Source organism: Lacticaseibacillus porcinae, assembly GCF_003946305.1.
In the GTDB taxonomy this organism is placed as follows: domain Bacteria; phylum Bacillota; class Bacilli; order Lactobacillales; family Lactobacillaceae; genus Lacticaseibacillus; species Lacticaseibacillus porcinae.
The window spans coordinates 41,982-58,801 of sequence record NZ_RHNS01000014.1; the positions used below are offsets into that span (position 1 = coordinate 41,982).

Annotated in this window: 16 protein-coding genes; 7 read left to right on the forward strand and 9 right to left on the reverse strand. The window is 46.4% G+C overall.

Annotation, left to right across the window (positions count from 1 at the left end; genetic code table 11):
• Positions 1-92: 92 nt before the first annotated feature.
• From EKM92_RS10485 to EKM92_RS10500, 4 genes are read right to left on the reverse strand one after another with little or no spacing between them, the layout of a single operon-like run.
• Positions 93-764 (reverse strand): hypothetical protein, encoded by a 672-nt coding sequence (locus EKM92_RS10485; RefSeq protein ID WP_125710554.1) that lies wholly within the window; start codon positions 762-764, stop codon positions 93-95.
• Positions 764-1,462 (reverse strand): hypothetical protein, encoded by a 699-nt coding sequence (locus EKM92_RS10490; RefSeq protein ID WP_125710556.1) that lies wholly within the window; start codon positions 1,460-1,462, stop codon positions 764-766. Before EKM92_RS10490 ends, EKM92_RS10485 begins: the two co-directional genes overlap by 1 nt.
• The gene (locus EKM92_RS10495; protein ID WP_125710557.1) at positions 1,452-2,324 is read right to left on the reverse strand and encodes an ATP-binding cassette domain-containing protein; all 873 of its coding nucleotides are present in this window, start codon (positions 2,322-2,324) and stop codon (positions 1,452-1,454) included. Before EKM92_RS10495 ends, EKM92_RS10490 begins: the two co-directional genes overlap by 11 nt.
• The gene (locus tag EKM92_RS10500) at positions 2,321-2,686 is read right to left on the reverse strand and encodes a GntR family transcriptional regulator (RefSeq protein ID WP_125710559.1); all 366 of its coding nucleotides are present in this window, start codon (positions 2,684-2,686) and stop codon (positions 2,321-2,323) included. The genes EKM92_RS10495 and EKM92_RS10500 overlap by 4 nt, the downstream gene beginning before the upstream one ends.
• Before the next feature lie 145 nt (positions 2,687-2,831).
• Here EKM92_RS10500 and deoC point away from each other — a divergent pair, with 145 nt between their 5' ends.
• The 3 genes from deoC to EKM92_RS10515 all read left to right on the forward strand — a co-directional run bounded on the left by deoC (position 2,832) and on the right by EKM92_RS10515 (position 5,221).
• Positions 2,832-3,548, forward strand: a complete 717-nt coding sequence (deoC, locus tag EKM92_RS10505) for a deoxyribose-phosphate aldolase (protein WP_125710561.1) — start codon at positions 2,832-2,834, stop codon at positions 3,546-3,548.
• Positions 3,549-3,561: 13 nt separating this feature from the next.
• Positions 3,562-4,422 carry an aldo/keto reductase gene (locus EKM92_RS10510; protein ID WP_125710562.1) on the forward strand — a complete coding sequence of 287 codons (861 nt, stop codon included), beginning with the start codon at positions 3,562-3,564 and terminating at the stop codon, positions 4,420-4,422.
• A gap of 88 nt (positions 4,423-4,510) precedes the next feature.
• Entirely contained in the window at positions 4,511-5,221 is a 711-nt protein-coding gene (locus EKM92_RS10515; RefSeq protein WP_125710564.1) for a GntR family transcriptional regulator, read from the forward strand.
• On the opposite strand, the gene EKM92_RS10520 is transcribed toward EKM92_RS10515, so the two are convergent.
• On the reverse strand, positions 5,199-5,705 hold the full coding sequence (locus EKM92_RS10520) for a methylated-DNA--[protein]-cysteine S-methyltransferase (protein WP_125710566.1): 507 nt from the start codon (positions 5,703-5,705) through the stop codon (positions 5,199-5,201). The genes EKM92_RS10515 and EKM92_RS10520 overlap by 23 nt on opposite strands.
• Positions 5,706-5,767: 62 nt before the next feature.
• Here EKM92_RS10520 and EKM92_RS10525 point away from each other — a divergent pair, with 62 nt between their 5' ends.
• A complete protein-coding gene (locus EKM92_RS10525; RefSeq protein ID WP_125710568.1) occupies positions 5,768-6,628 on the forward strand; it encodes a fructosamine kinase family protein in 861 nt (286 codons plus the stop codon).
• 227 nt (positions 6,629-6,855) lie between these two features.
• A complete protein-coding gene (locus tag EKM92_RS10530) occupies positions 6,856-8,502 on the forward strand; it encodes a peptide ABC transporter substrate-binding protein (RefSeq protein ID WP_125710570.1) in 1,647 nt (548 codons plus the stop codon).
• Positions 8,503-9,555: 1,053 nt separating this feature from the next.
• Here the strand turns inward: EKM92_RS10530 and EKM92_RS10540 are convergent.
• On the reverse strand, positions 9,556-10,914 hold the full coding sequence (locus EKM92_RS10540) for an RNA-guided endonuclease TnpB family protein (protein ID WP_125710574.1): 1,359 nt from the start codon (positions 10,912-10,914) through the stop codon (positions 9,556-9,558).
• A 373-nt stretch (positions 10,915-11,287) separates the two neighbouring features.
• Here EKM92_RS10540 and EKM92_RS10545 point away from each other — a divergent pair, with 373 nt between their 5' ends.
• A complete protein-coding gene (locus EKM92_RS10545; RefSeq protein ID WP_125710576.1) occupies positions 11,288-11,929 on the forward strand; it encodes a DNA alkylation repair protein in 642 nt (213 codons plus the stop codon).
• A 144-nt stretch (positions 11,930-12,073) separates the two neighbouring features.
• On the forward strand, positions 12,074-13,360 hold the full coding sequence (locus EKM92_RS10550) for a metallophosphoesterase (protein ID WP_125710603.1): 1,287 nt from the start codon (positions 12,074-12,076) through the stop codon (positions 13,358-13,360).
• Positions 13,361-13,868: 508 nt separating this feature from the next.
• Here EKM92_RS10550 and EKM92_RS10555 read toward each other — a convergent pair.
• From EKM92_RS10555 to EKM92_RS10565, 3 genes are all read right to left on the reverse strand, one after another.
• Positions 13,869-14,258 carry a DUF1093 domain-containing protein gene (locus EKM92_RS10555; protein WP_125710578.1) on the reverse strand — a complete coding sequence of 130 codons (390 nt, stop codon included), beginning with the start codon at positions 14,256-14,258 and terminating at the stop codon, positions 13,869-13,871.
• 90 nt (positions 14,259-14,348) lie between these two features.
• Complete coding sequence (locus EKM92_RS10560; RefSeq protein ID WP_125710580.1) at positions 14,349-15,512, reverse strand: GGDEF domain-containing protein; 1,164 nt, start codon at positions 15,510-15,512, stop codon at positions 14,349-14,351.
• A gap of 808 nt (positions 15,513-16,320) precedes the next feature.
• On the reverse strand, positions 16,321-16,782 hold the full coding sequence (locus tag EKM92_RS10565) for a phage tail protein (protein WP_125710582.1): 462 nt from the start codon (positions 16,780-16,782) through the stop codon (positions 16,321-16,323).
• Positions 16,783-16,820: the final 38 nt, after the last annotated feature.

Sequence of the window (16,820 nt, forward strand, 5' to 3'; positions counted from 1 at the left end):
ACTCACTTGCAGAACTAAGTGTATGCTGTTTATGGGTGAGTGTCAACTCATTTTATTTTTTCGTCAAAAAAACTAGTTCACCACTTGGCGAACTAGTTTCTCGGTTCGATCACTTGAAATTGATGACGGAGGTAAAGGAGCAAGCCACCCAAAACGACGGCTAAGACTAACGGCCACACCCAATAGATTTGGGCCAACCATTGTGTTGCTTGGGCACTGCGATCAAATAGCGAGAGCCAAATAAAAACCACAACTAATCCCAGCCAAAACCACCAACGATTATCTTCGGAGACTTTCATTGCCGCGATCCGCGCAAGAATACCCACTAACGCCGCCACCATTAAACTCAACCCGACTAAAAACACGTTGGCGATCAATACTGCAAGACTCGCAGAGCCACGATAGCCCAAATCTTGGATAAATAAATGCGGCATCGGCGCGATGAACGACCACAATCCTAAAATCAAAGCAGTCAACAACGTACACCCTGACCAAATCACCATTAAGTCTAAGAATACATGTCGGCGGGATACGCCTGTTTGCATCGCTAAGTCAAAAGCCGATTCGGTATTGAAATAGGACAGACCAGCAAATACTGCCAACCATATTCCGATCGGCATCGACGCTAGACTGCCGTTGACACCTAGAAATTGAAACACCACGAGCCAGATCACGAACCACAAGATCAACGCGCCTGCCCAAAAATATCCTAGGGGCAAGCCGATGCCTTTTAATAAGCGGCGGAAGATCACTTGATTTTTCATCAGTACCTCCTAATTTGCTCTGGGGCATCGAGATATTGGTAAACCAAATAATCTGCCAGTGCCAGTATCGCGGTCAAAACTGTTAAACTCAGTAACCACACCCAAGTATGATCAAGCACCCCAGGCCACAATTGTTGGGCCCCGAACACCCCGATAAAACCGATCACCACAAGCATTGGCATGATCATGATGATCGCCACCAACGTGACCGGTATGATCACCTTAGTGGGCAAGTAGATGAAACTCGCCCCAGCTAAACTCCCGATGGCAACACACACTAAACTGACCAACGTTAAAAAGAAAAATGAACTGATCATCCCGCCAGCTTCCATGAAATGCGGGAAATTCGTCATTTGACTACTCAATTTCAAGGAGCTGCTAACTAATAGCCGTTGGACGATCAAGGCAAAGGCACTAAAGCCTAAGGCAATCAGCGTGCCATGGGTCCACTGGGTCAAAATCATGGTTTTGCGACTGGTCCCAGTGACAAAGCCGATACCTAATACTTGTTGGCACATCATAATGCCAGCGACCCACCCTAACAACATTGAAAGCATCACCCAACTGACCGTGATTTTTTCGGTGGGATCTTCCCATAGTGGCAAGGCAATTTCCACTAACATCAACGCAATGACTGCGGCACCGCAAGACAGCCAAGTTGACGGCGCGGTGACTTTTAATAGGCGGCTATATTTCATCATGGCCACCTGATTTTCTAGTGACTTCAATAAACAACCGTTGTAAGTTCATGCCGTCGAGGCTCACGCCTGCAGGTAGCGGCCGCTCCAATGGTGTTTGCAAACAATAAGCCGTCATCATCCCACCAAGGCGGGTGGTATGTAACACTGGGACACCTTGCAAATAATCTTGCACTAAAGCCGCTGGGCCGGAGATCTGGCGGCCGCGTTGTTGCAGGACTTCCACGTCTTCGTCCAACGACACTTTGCCATCAGCGATCACAAACACGTGATTCAACAAGCCTGATACTTCTTCGATCAAATGCGTCGCGATCACAAAGGTCCGCGGCTTTGACGAAAATGTCTCAGCTAATTCTTGATAAAACAGCTCACGGTGATTGGCATCGAGCCCTAACACTGGTTCATCAAGGAAAATAAAATCGCAAGGCACACACAACGCAATGATCAAATTCGCAATGGTTTGATACCCAGTCGACAACTTCCGCAATTTACGATGAGTATCCAACTCAAAAGCTTCCGCTAAGTGCTTTGCATACGCCTCATCAAAATCACCGTACATGGTTTTGATCAATTTAAACAGCTTGTAGACTTTTTCTTCTTGCGGCAACAATTTAGCGGTACTCATTAAGTAAATGCGATTTTGCGCCTGTTCATTTTCAAACACTGATTCCCCATCTAAAGTCACAGTGCCGACTTTGATGCGCGTGCGGTTGGCAATGATGCGCATCAAAGTGCTTTTCCCGACGCCGTTGCGGCCAAGCAACCCGTAGACTTGATTGGGTTCGATCGTCAAGTTCACAGTTTTTAATACTGGTTTTTGATGATACTTTTTCTGTACCCCAGAAATTGTGATCGTACTCATTGTTCCCACCCCTTATCGATTGCTGCAAGCAGCGCTTGTTTATCCATCCCCAACGCTTTAGCCGCTTGGATCACCGGTTTTAACGTGTCGCCGAAGTCAGCGATGGCGAGTTGCTGCAGTTTCGCCGTCGCCCCGTCACACACAAACATCCCGATCCCGCGCTTTTTTTCGATCAACCCCGCATCCACTAGGACATTCATCCCTTTCAAGACCGTGGCGGGGTTGAGTTGATATTGCCGCGCCATGGCAGTTGTTGACGGCACTTGTTCATTATCTTGGAATGCCCCGCTTAAAATGCCTGCTTGGAGTTGCTCGGCAACTTGTTGAAACAAGGGCACCACACTATCAGCATCAAAATGCATCGGTTCACCTCCACTGGTTAGTTGCTTGACTAACTAACCTCCGACTTCAAGATACCTTGTTGTAAAACAGTTGTCAATTCAAACTTGCATTATTTTTGAAACCGGTTTATATTTTAATATGTAATAACATATAGGAGGATTCGATATGACGGCTTATACTTTAGATGACTTGGCTAGATTTGTCGATCACACCAACTTACACGCTGATGCCAGCGACGCAGATATGATCAAATTATGTGATGAGGCCAAGGCTTATCACTTCAAAATGGTCGCGATCAATCAAGTACAATCCAAGCTTTGCGCGGCGCAACTCAAAGGCACAGATATCGACACCGGTGCGGCGATCGCCTTTCCTTTAGGTCAGACTTCAATTGCGGCGAAAGTTTTTGAAACCCAAGACGCGATCAAAAACGGCGCTAACGAAATCGATTATGTCTTAAACATCGGTCGCCTTAAAGCTGGAGATACCGCATATATCGAATCAGAAATGACGCAAATCGTCGCGGTATGTCATGAACACCACCTGCCATGCAAAGTGATTTTTGAAAACTGCTACTTAGATGACGCTGACATTGTGCGCGCGGCTACGATCGCCAAAAAAGTCCGTCCAGACTTTATTAAAACTGCGACTGGCTTTGGGACTGGTGGCGCAACTATTGAAGACGTACGGTTGATGAAGCAAACCGTTGGCGACACCGTCAAAGTTAAAGCTGCTGGTGGCATTCGCGATGCCGATACCTTTATCGCGATGATCCAAGCAGGCGCTGATCGCATCGGCACCAGCTCTGGGATCAAAATCATCAACGAATTGAAGACGCGGATGCAACAAGCTGGCACTGATCATATCGATATCGATCGCTAACGGAGGAAAAGTCATGACAAAACTAACCAAGCTCACCGATACCTACACTTTAAGCAATGGTGTGAAGATCCCGATCGTAGGCTTCGGCACTTGGCAAACCCCTGATGGTGACGTTGCTGAAGCTTCTGTCAAAGCAGCGCTTGATGCCGGATACCGCCATATCGATACTGCCACCGTGTATGGCAATGAAGTCGGCGTCGGCCTTGGCCTTAAAGCTTCTGGTGTGCCGCGCGAAGATATTTTTCTGACGACCAAGCTTTGGAATACTGATCGCGGGTATCACCAAACCCTAGCTGCAATGGATAAGAGCCTTTTAGCGTTAGGGGTGGATTACGTTGATTTATATTTGATCCACTGGCCAAACCCTGCAGCCCATCGTGACGACTGGCAAACCCTAAATGCTGACACTTGGCGCGCGATGGAAGCTATTTTGAAATCAGGAAAAGCACGCGCCATTGGGGTTTCTAACTTCCGTCAACATCACCTCGACGAATTATTCAAAACCGCTGACGTCAAACCAATGGTCAACCAGATCTTCTTGAACCCTTCTGATCGACAAGCCGAACTCACTGCTTATAACACGGCGCATGGCATGTTGAATGAAGGTTACTCACCACTGGGCACTGGGAAGATCTTCGGCGTCGAAGCCCTGCAACAACTTGCCGAGCGTTATCACAAATCCGTTGCGCAAGTCGTGTTGCGCTGGTCGCTACAACATGGCTTTGTGCCATTACCCAAATCTGTGCATTCTGACCGCATTCAACAAAACGCCGACTTATTTGATTTTGAATTAGATGATGACGCGATGGCCTTGATCGACGGGCTTCATGGCGTTGCTGGCTTGGCCAAAGATCCAGATACCCGCGAATTTTAACTGCCACATGCAAAAGGACCACGAGCAAAATCGTGGTCCTTTTGTGTGGCTATGTTATAATTATGTCATGACCTAATGGAGGCGCATCATGACAAAACCGAAGCATCAACAAATTCAAGCTGAATTACTCGCGCGCATTCAAAATGGCACTTACCCAGAAGGCAGCGTCATTCCTAAAGAACTCGACTTAGCAGACAGTTTTCAAGTCAGCCGCCCTACTGTGCGTCAAGCCATCGAAGCGTTGGTGAATGCCGGTTACTTGGAACGCAAACGTCGCGTGGGGACGCGGGTGCGACAAACTAAGCTCGCCCAAGAATTCACCCATGTGATCCGCAATTTCGATAGTGAAATGGCGCAAAACGGTGTCATCGCCAAAACTGCTGTGTTGTATTTTCATGAAGAAGCAGCCAATGAAGAAGTCCAACAAGCCCTAAAACTTGATGCTGACGCCAAAGTCTACAAACTCTTACGCTTACGTTTTGCCGATGATCAACCTGTGGTGTTGGTGACCACTTATTTAACGCGCGCAGGACTAGACGATTTTGATCAAATCGATTTCACCAAAGCCTCTTTATATGAAGAACTCGCCAAACGCGACTGCGCGATCACCCATGTTGAACGCAAACTTGAAGTGATGTCCGCAGACGAAACCACAGCAAGTTTGTTGAACGTCGACACTGGCGCACCAATTTTTTACTTTCACACTTATGGTCAAACCAAAGACCATCAGTCATTAGAGTATTCGATCGCGAAATATCGTGGCGACAACAACTACTTTACAATTTCACTTGATCGCTAGCGCCTTCGAGTTCAAGCAGCGCTTGCTTGCGCCATAGTCCGCCGGCATAACCAGTCATCGACCCATCGCTACCCACCACGCGATGACAAGGCACGATCACACTGAGGGGATTATGCCCCACCGCACCACCGATGGCGCGGGCTGCGGTTTTGTGACCGAGGAACTTTTCCAAACGGTCAGCGAGTTGTTGATAGGTCGCCACCTGTCCGCGAGGAATATCACACAAAGCCTGTTGGACCGCTTGACGATATGGTGTCCCGCTAAAATGTAGCGCTGGACGCTGGCCTTCATGCCCATTAAAATACGCTGTCATCCAAGCTGTTGCAGCTTGCAACACCGCATTGTCGCCACTTGCGATCGTCGTTAAATCAAACGTACCACCAAAGTATGCTTGGCCATCAAACCATACGCCGTAAAGCCCGGCATCATCGGCTAACAGCGTCATTTGGCCAAGTGGTGAGTCATAAGTTGTTTGTTTTAACATTTTGCCACCTCCAGATACTTTTATTATACCCAAACGTTTGTTCTAGTGAAAGGAAATTTCTCATGGACAAAAAATGGTTATCGAAATTACCGTTACCTGAGATCACTAATATCACCCCAATTGGTGGTGGTGACGTGAATGTCGCTTATCACGTCGAAACCGCAAAACAAGATTATTTCCTATTAGTGCAAGCCGATCAGCCGGCGAGCTTTTACGCTGGGGAAGTTGCTGGCTTGAAAGCTTTCCAACAAGCTGATATCACCGCACCACATGTGATCGCACATGGTCAAATTTATGGTGATGCGTATTTAGTTTTGGACTTTCTCCCCCAAGGCAGCGGCTCACAAGCTGACCTCGGCCATTTAGTCGCACAACTCCATCAAGTCCAAAGCCCCACCGAACGCTTCGGCTTCAGTCAACCTTACGCTGGCACTAGCGTCAGCTTTGCGAATGCTTGGAGTGATTCATGGACGCAAAGTTTCGTCAATCAACGCTTAGATGTGTTGGATGCGAGTTTATTGAAAAAACAGTTATGGGCAGAAGGACAACGCACGCAGTTCTTAACTGCCCGTGCCAACATCATTGAAACACTCGCCCACCACCACAGCCAACCAGTGTTATTGCACGGCGATCTGTGGTCAGGAAATTTCATATTCTTACAAGATGGCCGTCCAGCGTTGATCGATCCTGCTGCTTGGTATGGCGACCGGGAATTTGACGTCGGCATCACCACCGTATTTGGTGGGTTCACATCAGACTTTTACCGCGGGTATGTCAGTCAATTGCCGTTAGATGACGGCTTTGACCAACGCCAACACTTCTATCGGCTGTATTATTTGATGGTGCACCTCGATAAATTCGGCATCACTTATCAACGTGCCGTCCAAATTGAACTCAATGCGATCAACCAACAGTCTCAGTGATGAGGCTGTTTTTGTTTTATGAGAAACGGAAAAGAATAATTTCTGGAAAAATCCACGATTTGTGTTCCACTTGCATATAATAGCGAGAATAGCTGACACGTGGTTTCGGATTTTAGACGAATATGAATGATTTGTGACATTTTTGTGGGGAAAAATTTGATTTTGCCATTGACTTTCATACAATTTTAATCTAAATTAAGGGGCATAAACATTAGGGGGCACACTTTATGAAGATGAAGAAAGGCATGACGGCCGGCGCCGTATTACTGGCATCCGCCGCCTTACTCGCCGCTTGTGGGGGCAAATCCTCTTCTAGCAGCAAAGATACAAAGAGCGACACTTGGACACGCATGGTTGGGGATGTGATCTCCACCATGGATCCTTCCACCAACACTGATGTTATCGGTGGTCAACAATTAGTTGATACCATGGAAGGTTTGTACCGTTATAACGGCACCAAGCTGGAACCAGCTTTGGCTAAGTCTGTGGCTAAGCCTACCAACAATGGTAAAACATATACTTTCGACTTACGTAAGTCTACTTGGAGCAACGGCAAAGCAGTGACTGCCAAAGATTTCGTTTATGGCTGGCAACGCACTGTTGATCCAAAGACCAAGTCTCAATATGCTTACCTGTTCTCCGGGATCCAAAACGCTGACGCCATTATGGCCGGCAAGAAAGATGCGAAGACTTTAGGCGTTAAAGCCATTGGCGACTACAAGCTGCAAGTTACTTTGGAAAAGGCTTTGCCTTACTTCAACACGATGATGGTCAACCCGGTCTTCTTCCCACAATCTAAGACCATGGTCGACAAAGCTGGTAAGAAGTACGGGACGCAAGCTAAGTACATTTTGACTAACGGCCCTTACACGTTGAAGTCTTGGAACGGTACTGGTAACACTTGGACTGAAACTAAGAACCCGAAGTACTGGAACGCCAAGAACGTCAAGCTTAAGAACATCACGACGCAAGTGGTCAAGGATCCTTCCACTGCCAACAACTTGTACAAGTCTGGCAAGCTTGATGATGCTTCCTTGTCTGGTTCCTTAGCTGCCCAAGCGAAGTCCAACAAAGACTACAAAGGCTTGAAGGAATCCGCTACGTTCTATCTTGAATTCAACGAAAAGAAAGTGCCTGCCTTCAAGAACCAAAAGATCCGTCAAGCGCTTTCCATGGCGATCAACCGTAAAGGCTTCATCAAGTCTGTCATCAAAGACTCCTCGATCCCAGGCAAGACTGTAACGCCACAAGGTTTGTACACTGACCCATCTGATACTTCCGTTGACTTTGCTAAAGACGCCGCTAAAGGCGAAACCAGCACTTACACCGATTACAACTTGACCGAAGCCAAGAAGCTTTGGGAAGAAGGTAAGAAGGAAGCCGGGATTACTAGCCTTTCTGTATCGATGAACTGTGATGATACTGATGCTTCTAAGAACACTTCTGAATACCTGCAAAATGCTTTACAAAAACTCGATGGCTTGAAGGTCACGATCAACGCCTTACCATTCAAGACTCGTCTTGCGCGTTCTGCATCTAAGGACTTCGATATGGTTATCACTGGCTGGTCTGCTGACTTCCCAGATGCCATCTCCTTCCTTGACCTGTTCACTACCGGCGGTTCTTACAACGATGGTTCATGGTCTAACGCCGAATACGACAAGCTGATCGAAGCTTCTAAGACGACTGACGCTACTGATCCTGACAAGCGTTACGACGACTTGAAGCAAGCTGAACAAATCCTCATGAAGGACCAAGGGGTTTCACCTCTGTATCAACGTGTCTCCGCTCACCTTGTTAACCCTGCTTTGAAAGGCGCAACTTACAGCCCAGCCGGCATGTACAACTATGTTGGCGCAACTTTGAAGCGTTAATCTAATGTTTCTGCGATCCATCTCTTCAGAGGTGGATCGTTTTTTTGCACTAAATCGTCTTAGTGTCATCACAATTTCGCCACATTTCGCCGGTAGTATAAACAACATAGAAACGAGCTACCCCCTCATTTCTACCCCACTTTTTCATTTTCAAAGTTGAGCCGGTGCCCGCCGGTTCAACATCACTCCTCCAAAGTGATAGTATTAACCCCAACCTTTTTGCCGCCAAGCCCATGGCGGCTTTTTTGATTCCAGTGATGTTCAAAACGGTCTTAGTCGATCGGATAGCCTAGCGTGAGGAGTTGAATCGGGCTTTGATTCAGCTTCTCATGCGTAGCTAGACGCTCGACGTTGTTTTGAACATCACGACGTTGCCAGAGCTTTTTGAAGCGCACTTAGATGACCAGGTAGCCCGATTAAGTGCTTGAGCTTGGTTTTTAGGCTCGAGTGCTTAAGCGTAGCTAGCTGCGTCAGCGTTGTTTCGAAAACCACGACGTTTCCAGAGCTTTTTGAAATACGCTGATTTGAAAATCATTCAATCCCATGTTATCCTAAAAGTGCAAAAAGTTCGATACAATGACATCACCACAGCAACACAAAGGCCGACACCCCTGCATGGGAGCCGGCCTTTTTTCACCATTTTTCAGGCGTGTGGGCTAGTAGCAACCTGTTAATCCTTATCATTTCGACCATCTAGCCAATGTTCGACCACTTCTGTGAGCACCGCAACCACCAACGGCGCAACAATTAAGGCAAAAAGTTCATGCATGAACTACTCGGGAATGAATTCCCGAGTTTCCAAGAACTCTCTTGAAAACATCGTAAACTGCAAGTCACGAGAAGTACTCATGATCCCTACAAGGTCATTAGGGTGGCCCGAACTCTAACCACAACGACCGTGTTTTGCCACAAATGTTTCCATTTGAAGGTCAACGGTATACGCTCGTGATCAGGTCTTCGTTTACTTTACGACCAGCTGATCCCTAATTTCATTGCTGGTTGAAGGAAGTTGTTCTGTTCTCCCTAGCTTAATTCACTGACTATCGATTCTGGCTAAATGATTGAACTGACCATGGCAGCAGTGACTTTCGGAAATTGTTTGACTTTAATATGGTGACTGGGATGTAAACCCCAATCCAAGATGTTTTGCGATGAGTTATGATCTCGGTCGATGGTTTTGCCTGTGAGGGGGCTGACCCATTCACGTTGAGTTAAGGGATGCTTATCGACGAATTCAGTGCCATATTCAACTTGACTAGTTTTATACGCATCGACTTCAACGACAGTGACACCTCGCTTGAAGGCACGATTTTGAATCACTTGCTTAGCTTCGTATGGTTTTAACAAAGCTAACTTTCGGTTTTTAGCTTTACCGGTAGACTTGCGCATATCCTTAGAGCCGAGTTTCTCCATGATCAAAACTTTAACTGGATCGACGATTTCTATGGCAAGTTGACGATAAGCTTCCGTTAAGAGGTGTGCACGCTTGGCTGAGAGTTTCTGAATCTTTTTAGTGACTTTCTTGAGACTGCCATGCTTCAGACTTCGTTGGCGCTTAAATTTGTTGATTTGACGTTCATAAAAGTCAGCTTTGGCAATCACCTGTAGCGGTAACGGATATTGTTTGTTGTTGGAATCATGATAGGCAACATTATTAGTCATGTTCCAATCGATACCGATCGCAGGCTCTGCTTTAACGTTAGATCTGTCCTTTGGTTGAACACGCACGATTTGAAGCTGATAGGTGCTGTCACCTTTACGTTTGAGCTTGATGATTTTAACATCTGAAAAGTCATATTCACCTGCGCCCTTGTGTAAATGTAGAATACCAAAGTTAGGGACTTTGATCACACGCGCTGAAAGAACTTGAATCGGTGTGTTCGTTTGAATTTCGACCGCCCGCGTCCTAGATTTTAGATTGAAACGAAGGTGACCGCGTTTATACCAACTGTTATGATGAGGGTTCTTGTGTTTTCCGTGTTTGTCTTTGATGATGTTTTGCTTGTACTGAAACTTGATTCTATCCGACCACTTGAAGCCTGCGCGTAATACTTTCTGATACTCGGTGAAATTGATGATCAGAGTTTGAAGGAAGAGTTGGGCATTGTGAGAAGACAGGAACAAGATTTTGTGGCTCCAGCGATTAAGCTGATACTTCTCATCTAGAAACAGCTTGATGAGAAGATTGATGAGCTTGTGTCGATTGATGCCCGTCGGAATATTTCTGTCGATATGCTTGCGACCATAAGTCTTGTACATATAATTCAGCGAATAATTAAATAACTGATCTTGAACCGCTCGGGCGCGCTCGTGTTGGAGAATCTGCTCGCATGACAATGTGACTTTCAACTTTTCGGTGAACGCAAACGTCTTGGAACGGCTGCGTTTTTCCTGCACCCAGGACTCAGCCATAATGAAATCTCCTTGAATTTGATGATTTCATTATAGCAAACGAACGTTCGAATTTCAAATTTAAAAAAACAAAATTGGCCTATCTAAGCGCTAATTCTTCCCAGGAATAAATTCCTGGGTTTGCTTAGCTGACAGGCTAGATCAATGACATCACCTTCCTCACAAGCAGGCTGCCAATGTGATCATATTACGATATCAGTCGTGACACCTTATTTGTAATTTTTATAAATACAGTGGAATTTATTTAACTCATTTTTTCGTTAACTCAACAGCACCCTCCTATCACAAGCTTTGACATCATCGTGCTACAATTAGCGAGTAATCAGTAACCGCGCAGCATTCACAGTAGCTCTCAATTTCTTTGGAGGAACCTATGCTAGATTTTCAATTTGTTGGTGATCCACACAATGCCCAAGCCATGAGCGCCTATATGCGCGATCAATTCACGTTTGTGGGGTTGAAGTCTCCTGAACGTAAGCTTCAAGAAAAGCCTTTATTGCAACAAGCCAAAAACTGGGATCAAGGCCAACTCCTCGAGGCATTCGCTGACTTATACGCACGACCTGAGCGCGAATATCAATACGCGGCCTTAGACTTAGCTCGCAAATATGCAACGCGCTTTGATTTTGACGGTATTCAAACTCTCGCCGGCTATATCACAGTGAAGCCTTGGTGGGACACTGTTGATAACTTGCGGCCGATTTTTTGGCTTTACTTAAAGCATCACTACGAAGATATGCCAAAAATTTGGGCGTTGTTCTACGGACAAGATGATTTTTGGTTGCGACGGGTGGCAATCACCTTACAGTTGTCCGCAAAATCAGAAACTGATGTGCAATTGCTCACCCAAGTGATCGACTATGATTTACAAACTGACGAATTCTTTATCCAAAAAGCAATTGGCTGGGCGCTGAGGCAATATGCCAGGACTGATGCGCAATGGGTCAAAGCCTTTATTCACGCCCATCATGAACTTTCTAAACTCGCGGTGCGCGAAGCCACCAAACACCTTTGAAAAAATTGCCTTGTACCCAATGAAACCCGCCGTTTCGTCTAGGCTTGTGGTCGAAACTGCGCTACAATATATAGAAGAAAAGGGATTCGTTAGGGGAGTTCTCACGTGAAACGTTTCGTTGCTATCATCGCCAGCTTAGTGGCCATGTGCGGTTTTGCCGCTGCACTGGCTTTTTGTTATCCGCAAAGCACTGATCACGAACCAGTATTATCGAATGAATCAAAGCCGATTTTGTGGGTCACCAGCGATACCCACTTTATCGCGCCAAGTTTACATGACCAAAAACACGCTTGGCAAGTGATCAACGGCTCCGCTGCTGGCAAAGATCTCACCGATCAACCCGTCGCGATCCACGCGTTTGTTCAAGAAGCGTTGAAGCAAAAGCCCACTGCAGTGATCATTACTGGTGATGTCACCTTGAATGGGGAACTTGCCAGCGCCCAAAGCATCGCAAAGCGCCTGCGTCCCTTGCAAAACGCTGGGATCCATGTGTTGATCATCCCTGGCAACCATGACATTTATGATGGTTGGGCGCGCAAATTCAAAGGCAAAGAACAATACAAAACGACGCAGATATCCCCTGAAGCTTGGCGAAAGATCTTCAGCGACGGCTACCAACATGAAGCTTCTGAAGACGCCGATTCATTGAGTTATGCCGTGAACTTGAACCAAAACTATCAACTGTTGATGCTCGATGACAATATTTACACGGTCCAGCCTTCAAATATTCAACCGATGACTGGCGGTCGCCTGCGTTCAACGACTTTAAATTGGATTCGCCAACGTTTAGAAACAGCCAAAAAACAACACCGTCAAACCTTAGTCTTCATGCATCACAATTTGTATGATCACAATGCGCATTCCGTCGGCTGGACCTTAGATAATGCTGGTGCGTTGCGGAAGTTGTTGGCGGAATATAAAGTCCCCGTCGTTTTCTCAGGACACATTCACGCACAAGATATTTCTGCAGATCCCAGCAAAAAATATCCGACCAAAGAAATCGTCTCGGCTAGTTTCTCAGAAACCCCTGGGATCTATGGCGTCGTAAACTTGACCAAAGACAGTTTCTCTTATCACACGCAAAAACAAAACTTACTGCCTTATCTCACAGCCACGCAGCGCACTTACCCGCGGTTGTTGAGATACCAACATCACTTGGAAAAAGACTTCAAAGAAACGCAAGCCTTGCCGATTGTCTGGCAAGAAGCACGAGATGCGGGGTTGCGCGGGAATGATTTGAAGAATGCGACCACCTTTTTAGCAGAACTGAATTGGCGCTTTTTCTCAGGAACTGATTCAAGCGGGTTAGACACCTTAAAAGAAATGGCCGGCTACAAAGTGGTGATGGGCAACACCAAACTCCGCAAACGCGCCCAAGCGATGTTGATCGATCACAATTTACCTGATCACAAGTTGTATTTGAGATATTAAGGAATTTCAAAATTCACGAGTGAAACGTGATAAGAAAGCGGAAACATGTTATATTAACATCATCAAAGGCCACAAAGTGCCATTGATTTACGCCACCAAGCGCATGGTGGCGTCTTTTTGTGTCCCAGAGTTCTTCAAGGCGTACTTAGCACCAAGGGTAGCCTAGCGTGAGGCTTTAAGCATGGTTTTGGCTTAAAGCCTCATGCGTAGCTATCCGTAGGTGCGTTGCTTTGAATAACTCGAGGTTGTCCCAGCGTTTTGATGCGTGAAGGCTGCCGAGAGCTAGCAGTGCCGACGTTGTTTTGAACATCACGACGTGGCCAGAGCTTTTCGAAATGCACTTAGCTGACCAGATAGCCTAACTCAGTGAATTGAACCCGGGTTCGGTTCAGTTCACTGAGTTAGGCTATCTGTGTCGACGTTGTTTCAAAAAGCTCGACGTATCCCAGTGATGATCATTCTTCCCCAAACAAAAACGCCTCACTATTTTCAGTGAGACGCGTTACGATTATTCAAGTGCAGACAATGCTTTGGCCGGCACTTCTGATTTATCGATATTCTTCATGCCTTTGGTGACCCGCTTAGCAGAAACTTGCGCGGTAACGTAACTGCCTGCTTGCAAAGGTGTTGGATTCGTACTTTCGGCAGATTCCCAAGAAACAGACTTGGTTTTGCCGTCGGCGTTGGCCCACTTGAAGTCATACTTGTAGTAGTAAAATTGTTGACCATTTTGCTTGTAGTCTTTGCCTTTGTCGGTTTTAGACTTGTGCTTCACGGCAGTCGGCACAATGGCGTAGTTTGTGGTGCCGTTGTAAGTGGAATTCCAATAGCTATACACTTTGTAGCCACCTAATGCCACAATGACTAAAACGATGACGCCGATGATTGCTTTGCGCATAAGTATCGCTCCTTGTATTTCGCGGTAACCCGCCGCTTTTAATAAATTAATTATCGCATCTGTGAGCCGGTTTGCCTACGAACAGTTTTGTCACTTCACTAACCGAAACGTACGACCGTGAATATTCAAGCCATCACGACCACTGCGCTTCACCGCATACAAGAACTGATCCACGCGGTTATAAATATCAAGATAATGTTTGTCTTCAGGATCGGCATACTCAGCCCCAACTGACACCGTGATGTGAAAAGGGGTCCCGTCTTCACCATGAAAAATTAAGCTTGCCAGGCGATGTCGCAATTCTTCCCCGATCGCTTTAGCGGCTTGTTCATCATCATGCCCGTCGCGCAGCAATAAGCAAAACTCTTCGCCACCCATGCGATAAACCGCTGTGTTATAAGGAAGACTATGCGCGTAGTCTAACGTGACTTTGGCGACAGTTTCCAATACGGTGTTTCCGACTAAATGACCGTAAGTATCATTGATAGCCTTGAAATGATCCACATCTAATTCAAACAACCAAAAGCTTTGCCCTGTGGCTTGATGTTTTTGATACAGTTGTTGCAACTCGGTGTTAAACGTCCCGAAGTTTTTCAAGCCAGTCATGCGATCGCGCACTGCTTCTTCTTGATAGCGATTGTTGCGTCGTCGCAACTGCACCAACATCCGCGCATATTCATACGTCGCCACCGCTAAAATCACCCAAGCCACGACTTGCCGCGTCCAAAACCAACTATCTTTCGGTGCTGCACCGATCGCCATATCCACCAAAGCGATCCCGCCATAGGTGAATAATAATGGATAGATCACTGCTCGGCGATGCCAAACTTGAGTCCCTTTTATCGTCAAGAAGTACTGGATCGCCACAATGATCGTGGTCAACACCCATCGCATCGGATGAGCAGCGCCTGGCAAATAGATCATATAACCAAATGTTGCCAACGCGCCGCCAAGCCAGTGCACCCGCGACACCATCAAGAGATTAAACACGAAGCTGACAATGATCATTTCGTTGAAGAAGGTCCAATGCCCGCCCCAAAAAGTCCCGGAGCCGTTGCCGTTGACTGCTGACATTAAAAATAAATACAGTGTAAACACCCAACACAGCATGATTTGAATATGATCATGATGTTGGAATACCCAGCCAGACTTTTTCTCGCCGACATAATAAATCAACGCTAAAACGCCGCTGACTAAAATCATATTGGTCAAAATTGACGCGATGAATGACCAAATTATCCAATTCGTTATCATGCTGCTCCCCCAGTCTGATACAAAAAGTGTACCGCTCCCAAGACTGGCGTGCAATCCATTTCACAAGCTTCAAATTCGCTTTTTTGATGTGGTTGGGCGTATGCTTGATACAAGCAACATCCGGCAGCGTCAGTGTGAATTTTCTATTCAAACTAGCTATACCAACTTGCCTCCGGCACGAAAATCTGTGGACTCCGATCAAAAGCGTTCCGGCGGGCTAGTCATGGAACGCAATGACGCTCGTCGGAGCTAACTTTGCATTCGCTTTGCTCATAAACGCAAAGTGGATCTCCTTCTCGCTGGGCGCTAAGCGATAAATCGCTAAGCGCCCCACGGCTGATGACTAGCCCGCCTCCACGCTTTTGATCTCCGTCCACAGATTTTCTACATTGATATTTCTGGCTTAAAAATCAAATACGCTGATATACGACGTCATTCATCTGACTAAACGTGATATCCACATAGACGTAACGTGTTTGGTAGCCATCGGGTGACAGTGGGCTAGCGTAGTGGAGGAACTGAAATCATCGAACGTGGCAGAAATATTAGCTAAGACAGCGGGTTTCTGGCTTCGCTAATATTTCAGGTAAATTTCAAGACAAGCGATTTTCTTGGCTTGAAATTTAGGCGAAAGAGCATCGGCGCTTTTTGCCGATCTCTGTAGCCGGCCGGCCACGAGAGATGATTTCAGTTCCGCAACGGAGCTAGCCCACTGTCGCCTGATGGCGGCATGAAACCCTTACGATGCCAGACAGCGAAGGTATTAAAAAAGACAAGACCGAGTTGGGTCTTGCCTTTGGCTACATTTTTAGTATTCGCCTTTGATCACGAAGAAGCTGCCGCGAATGACCCCGGCAAGCTTGGATTTTTGATGGGCGAATTTGAATTTCCCGACGAGCTCTGCTGGCACGTCCATACCGTCTGATAATTTGATACCGACAGCACGCTTGCCGCCAACGGCTTCCGTATACAAGACGTTGATCCCTAGGCCATCTTCATAAAACACATGGGTCCACTTCACACCATCGACGATATTTTGACTGACTTCCAAAGGTTTAGCCGCAAAGTGTAAGTCACGTTCACTTAAAATCGCATTCACATAGGCGATGAGTTCCGGCTTCTCAGCTGCCGGCTCAGTGACAAAGTGAATTTTATATTTGTTCCAGAAATACCGCGCTTCGTTGGCGCGCAAACCTGCTAACGCTTCAGCATTAGGTGAAGATTCTAGCCCAATGGTGGAAACATTTTTAAAATCGACTTCGTAACTCATAAGACACCTCGCAAATTTTTCTTTCAGTATACCACTAG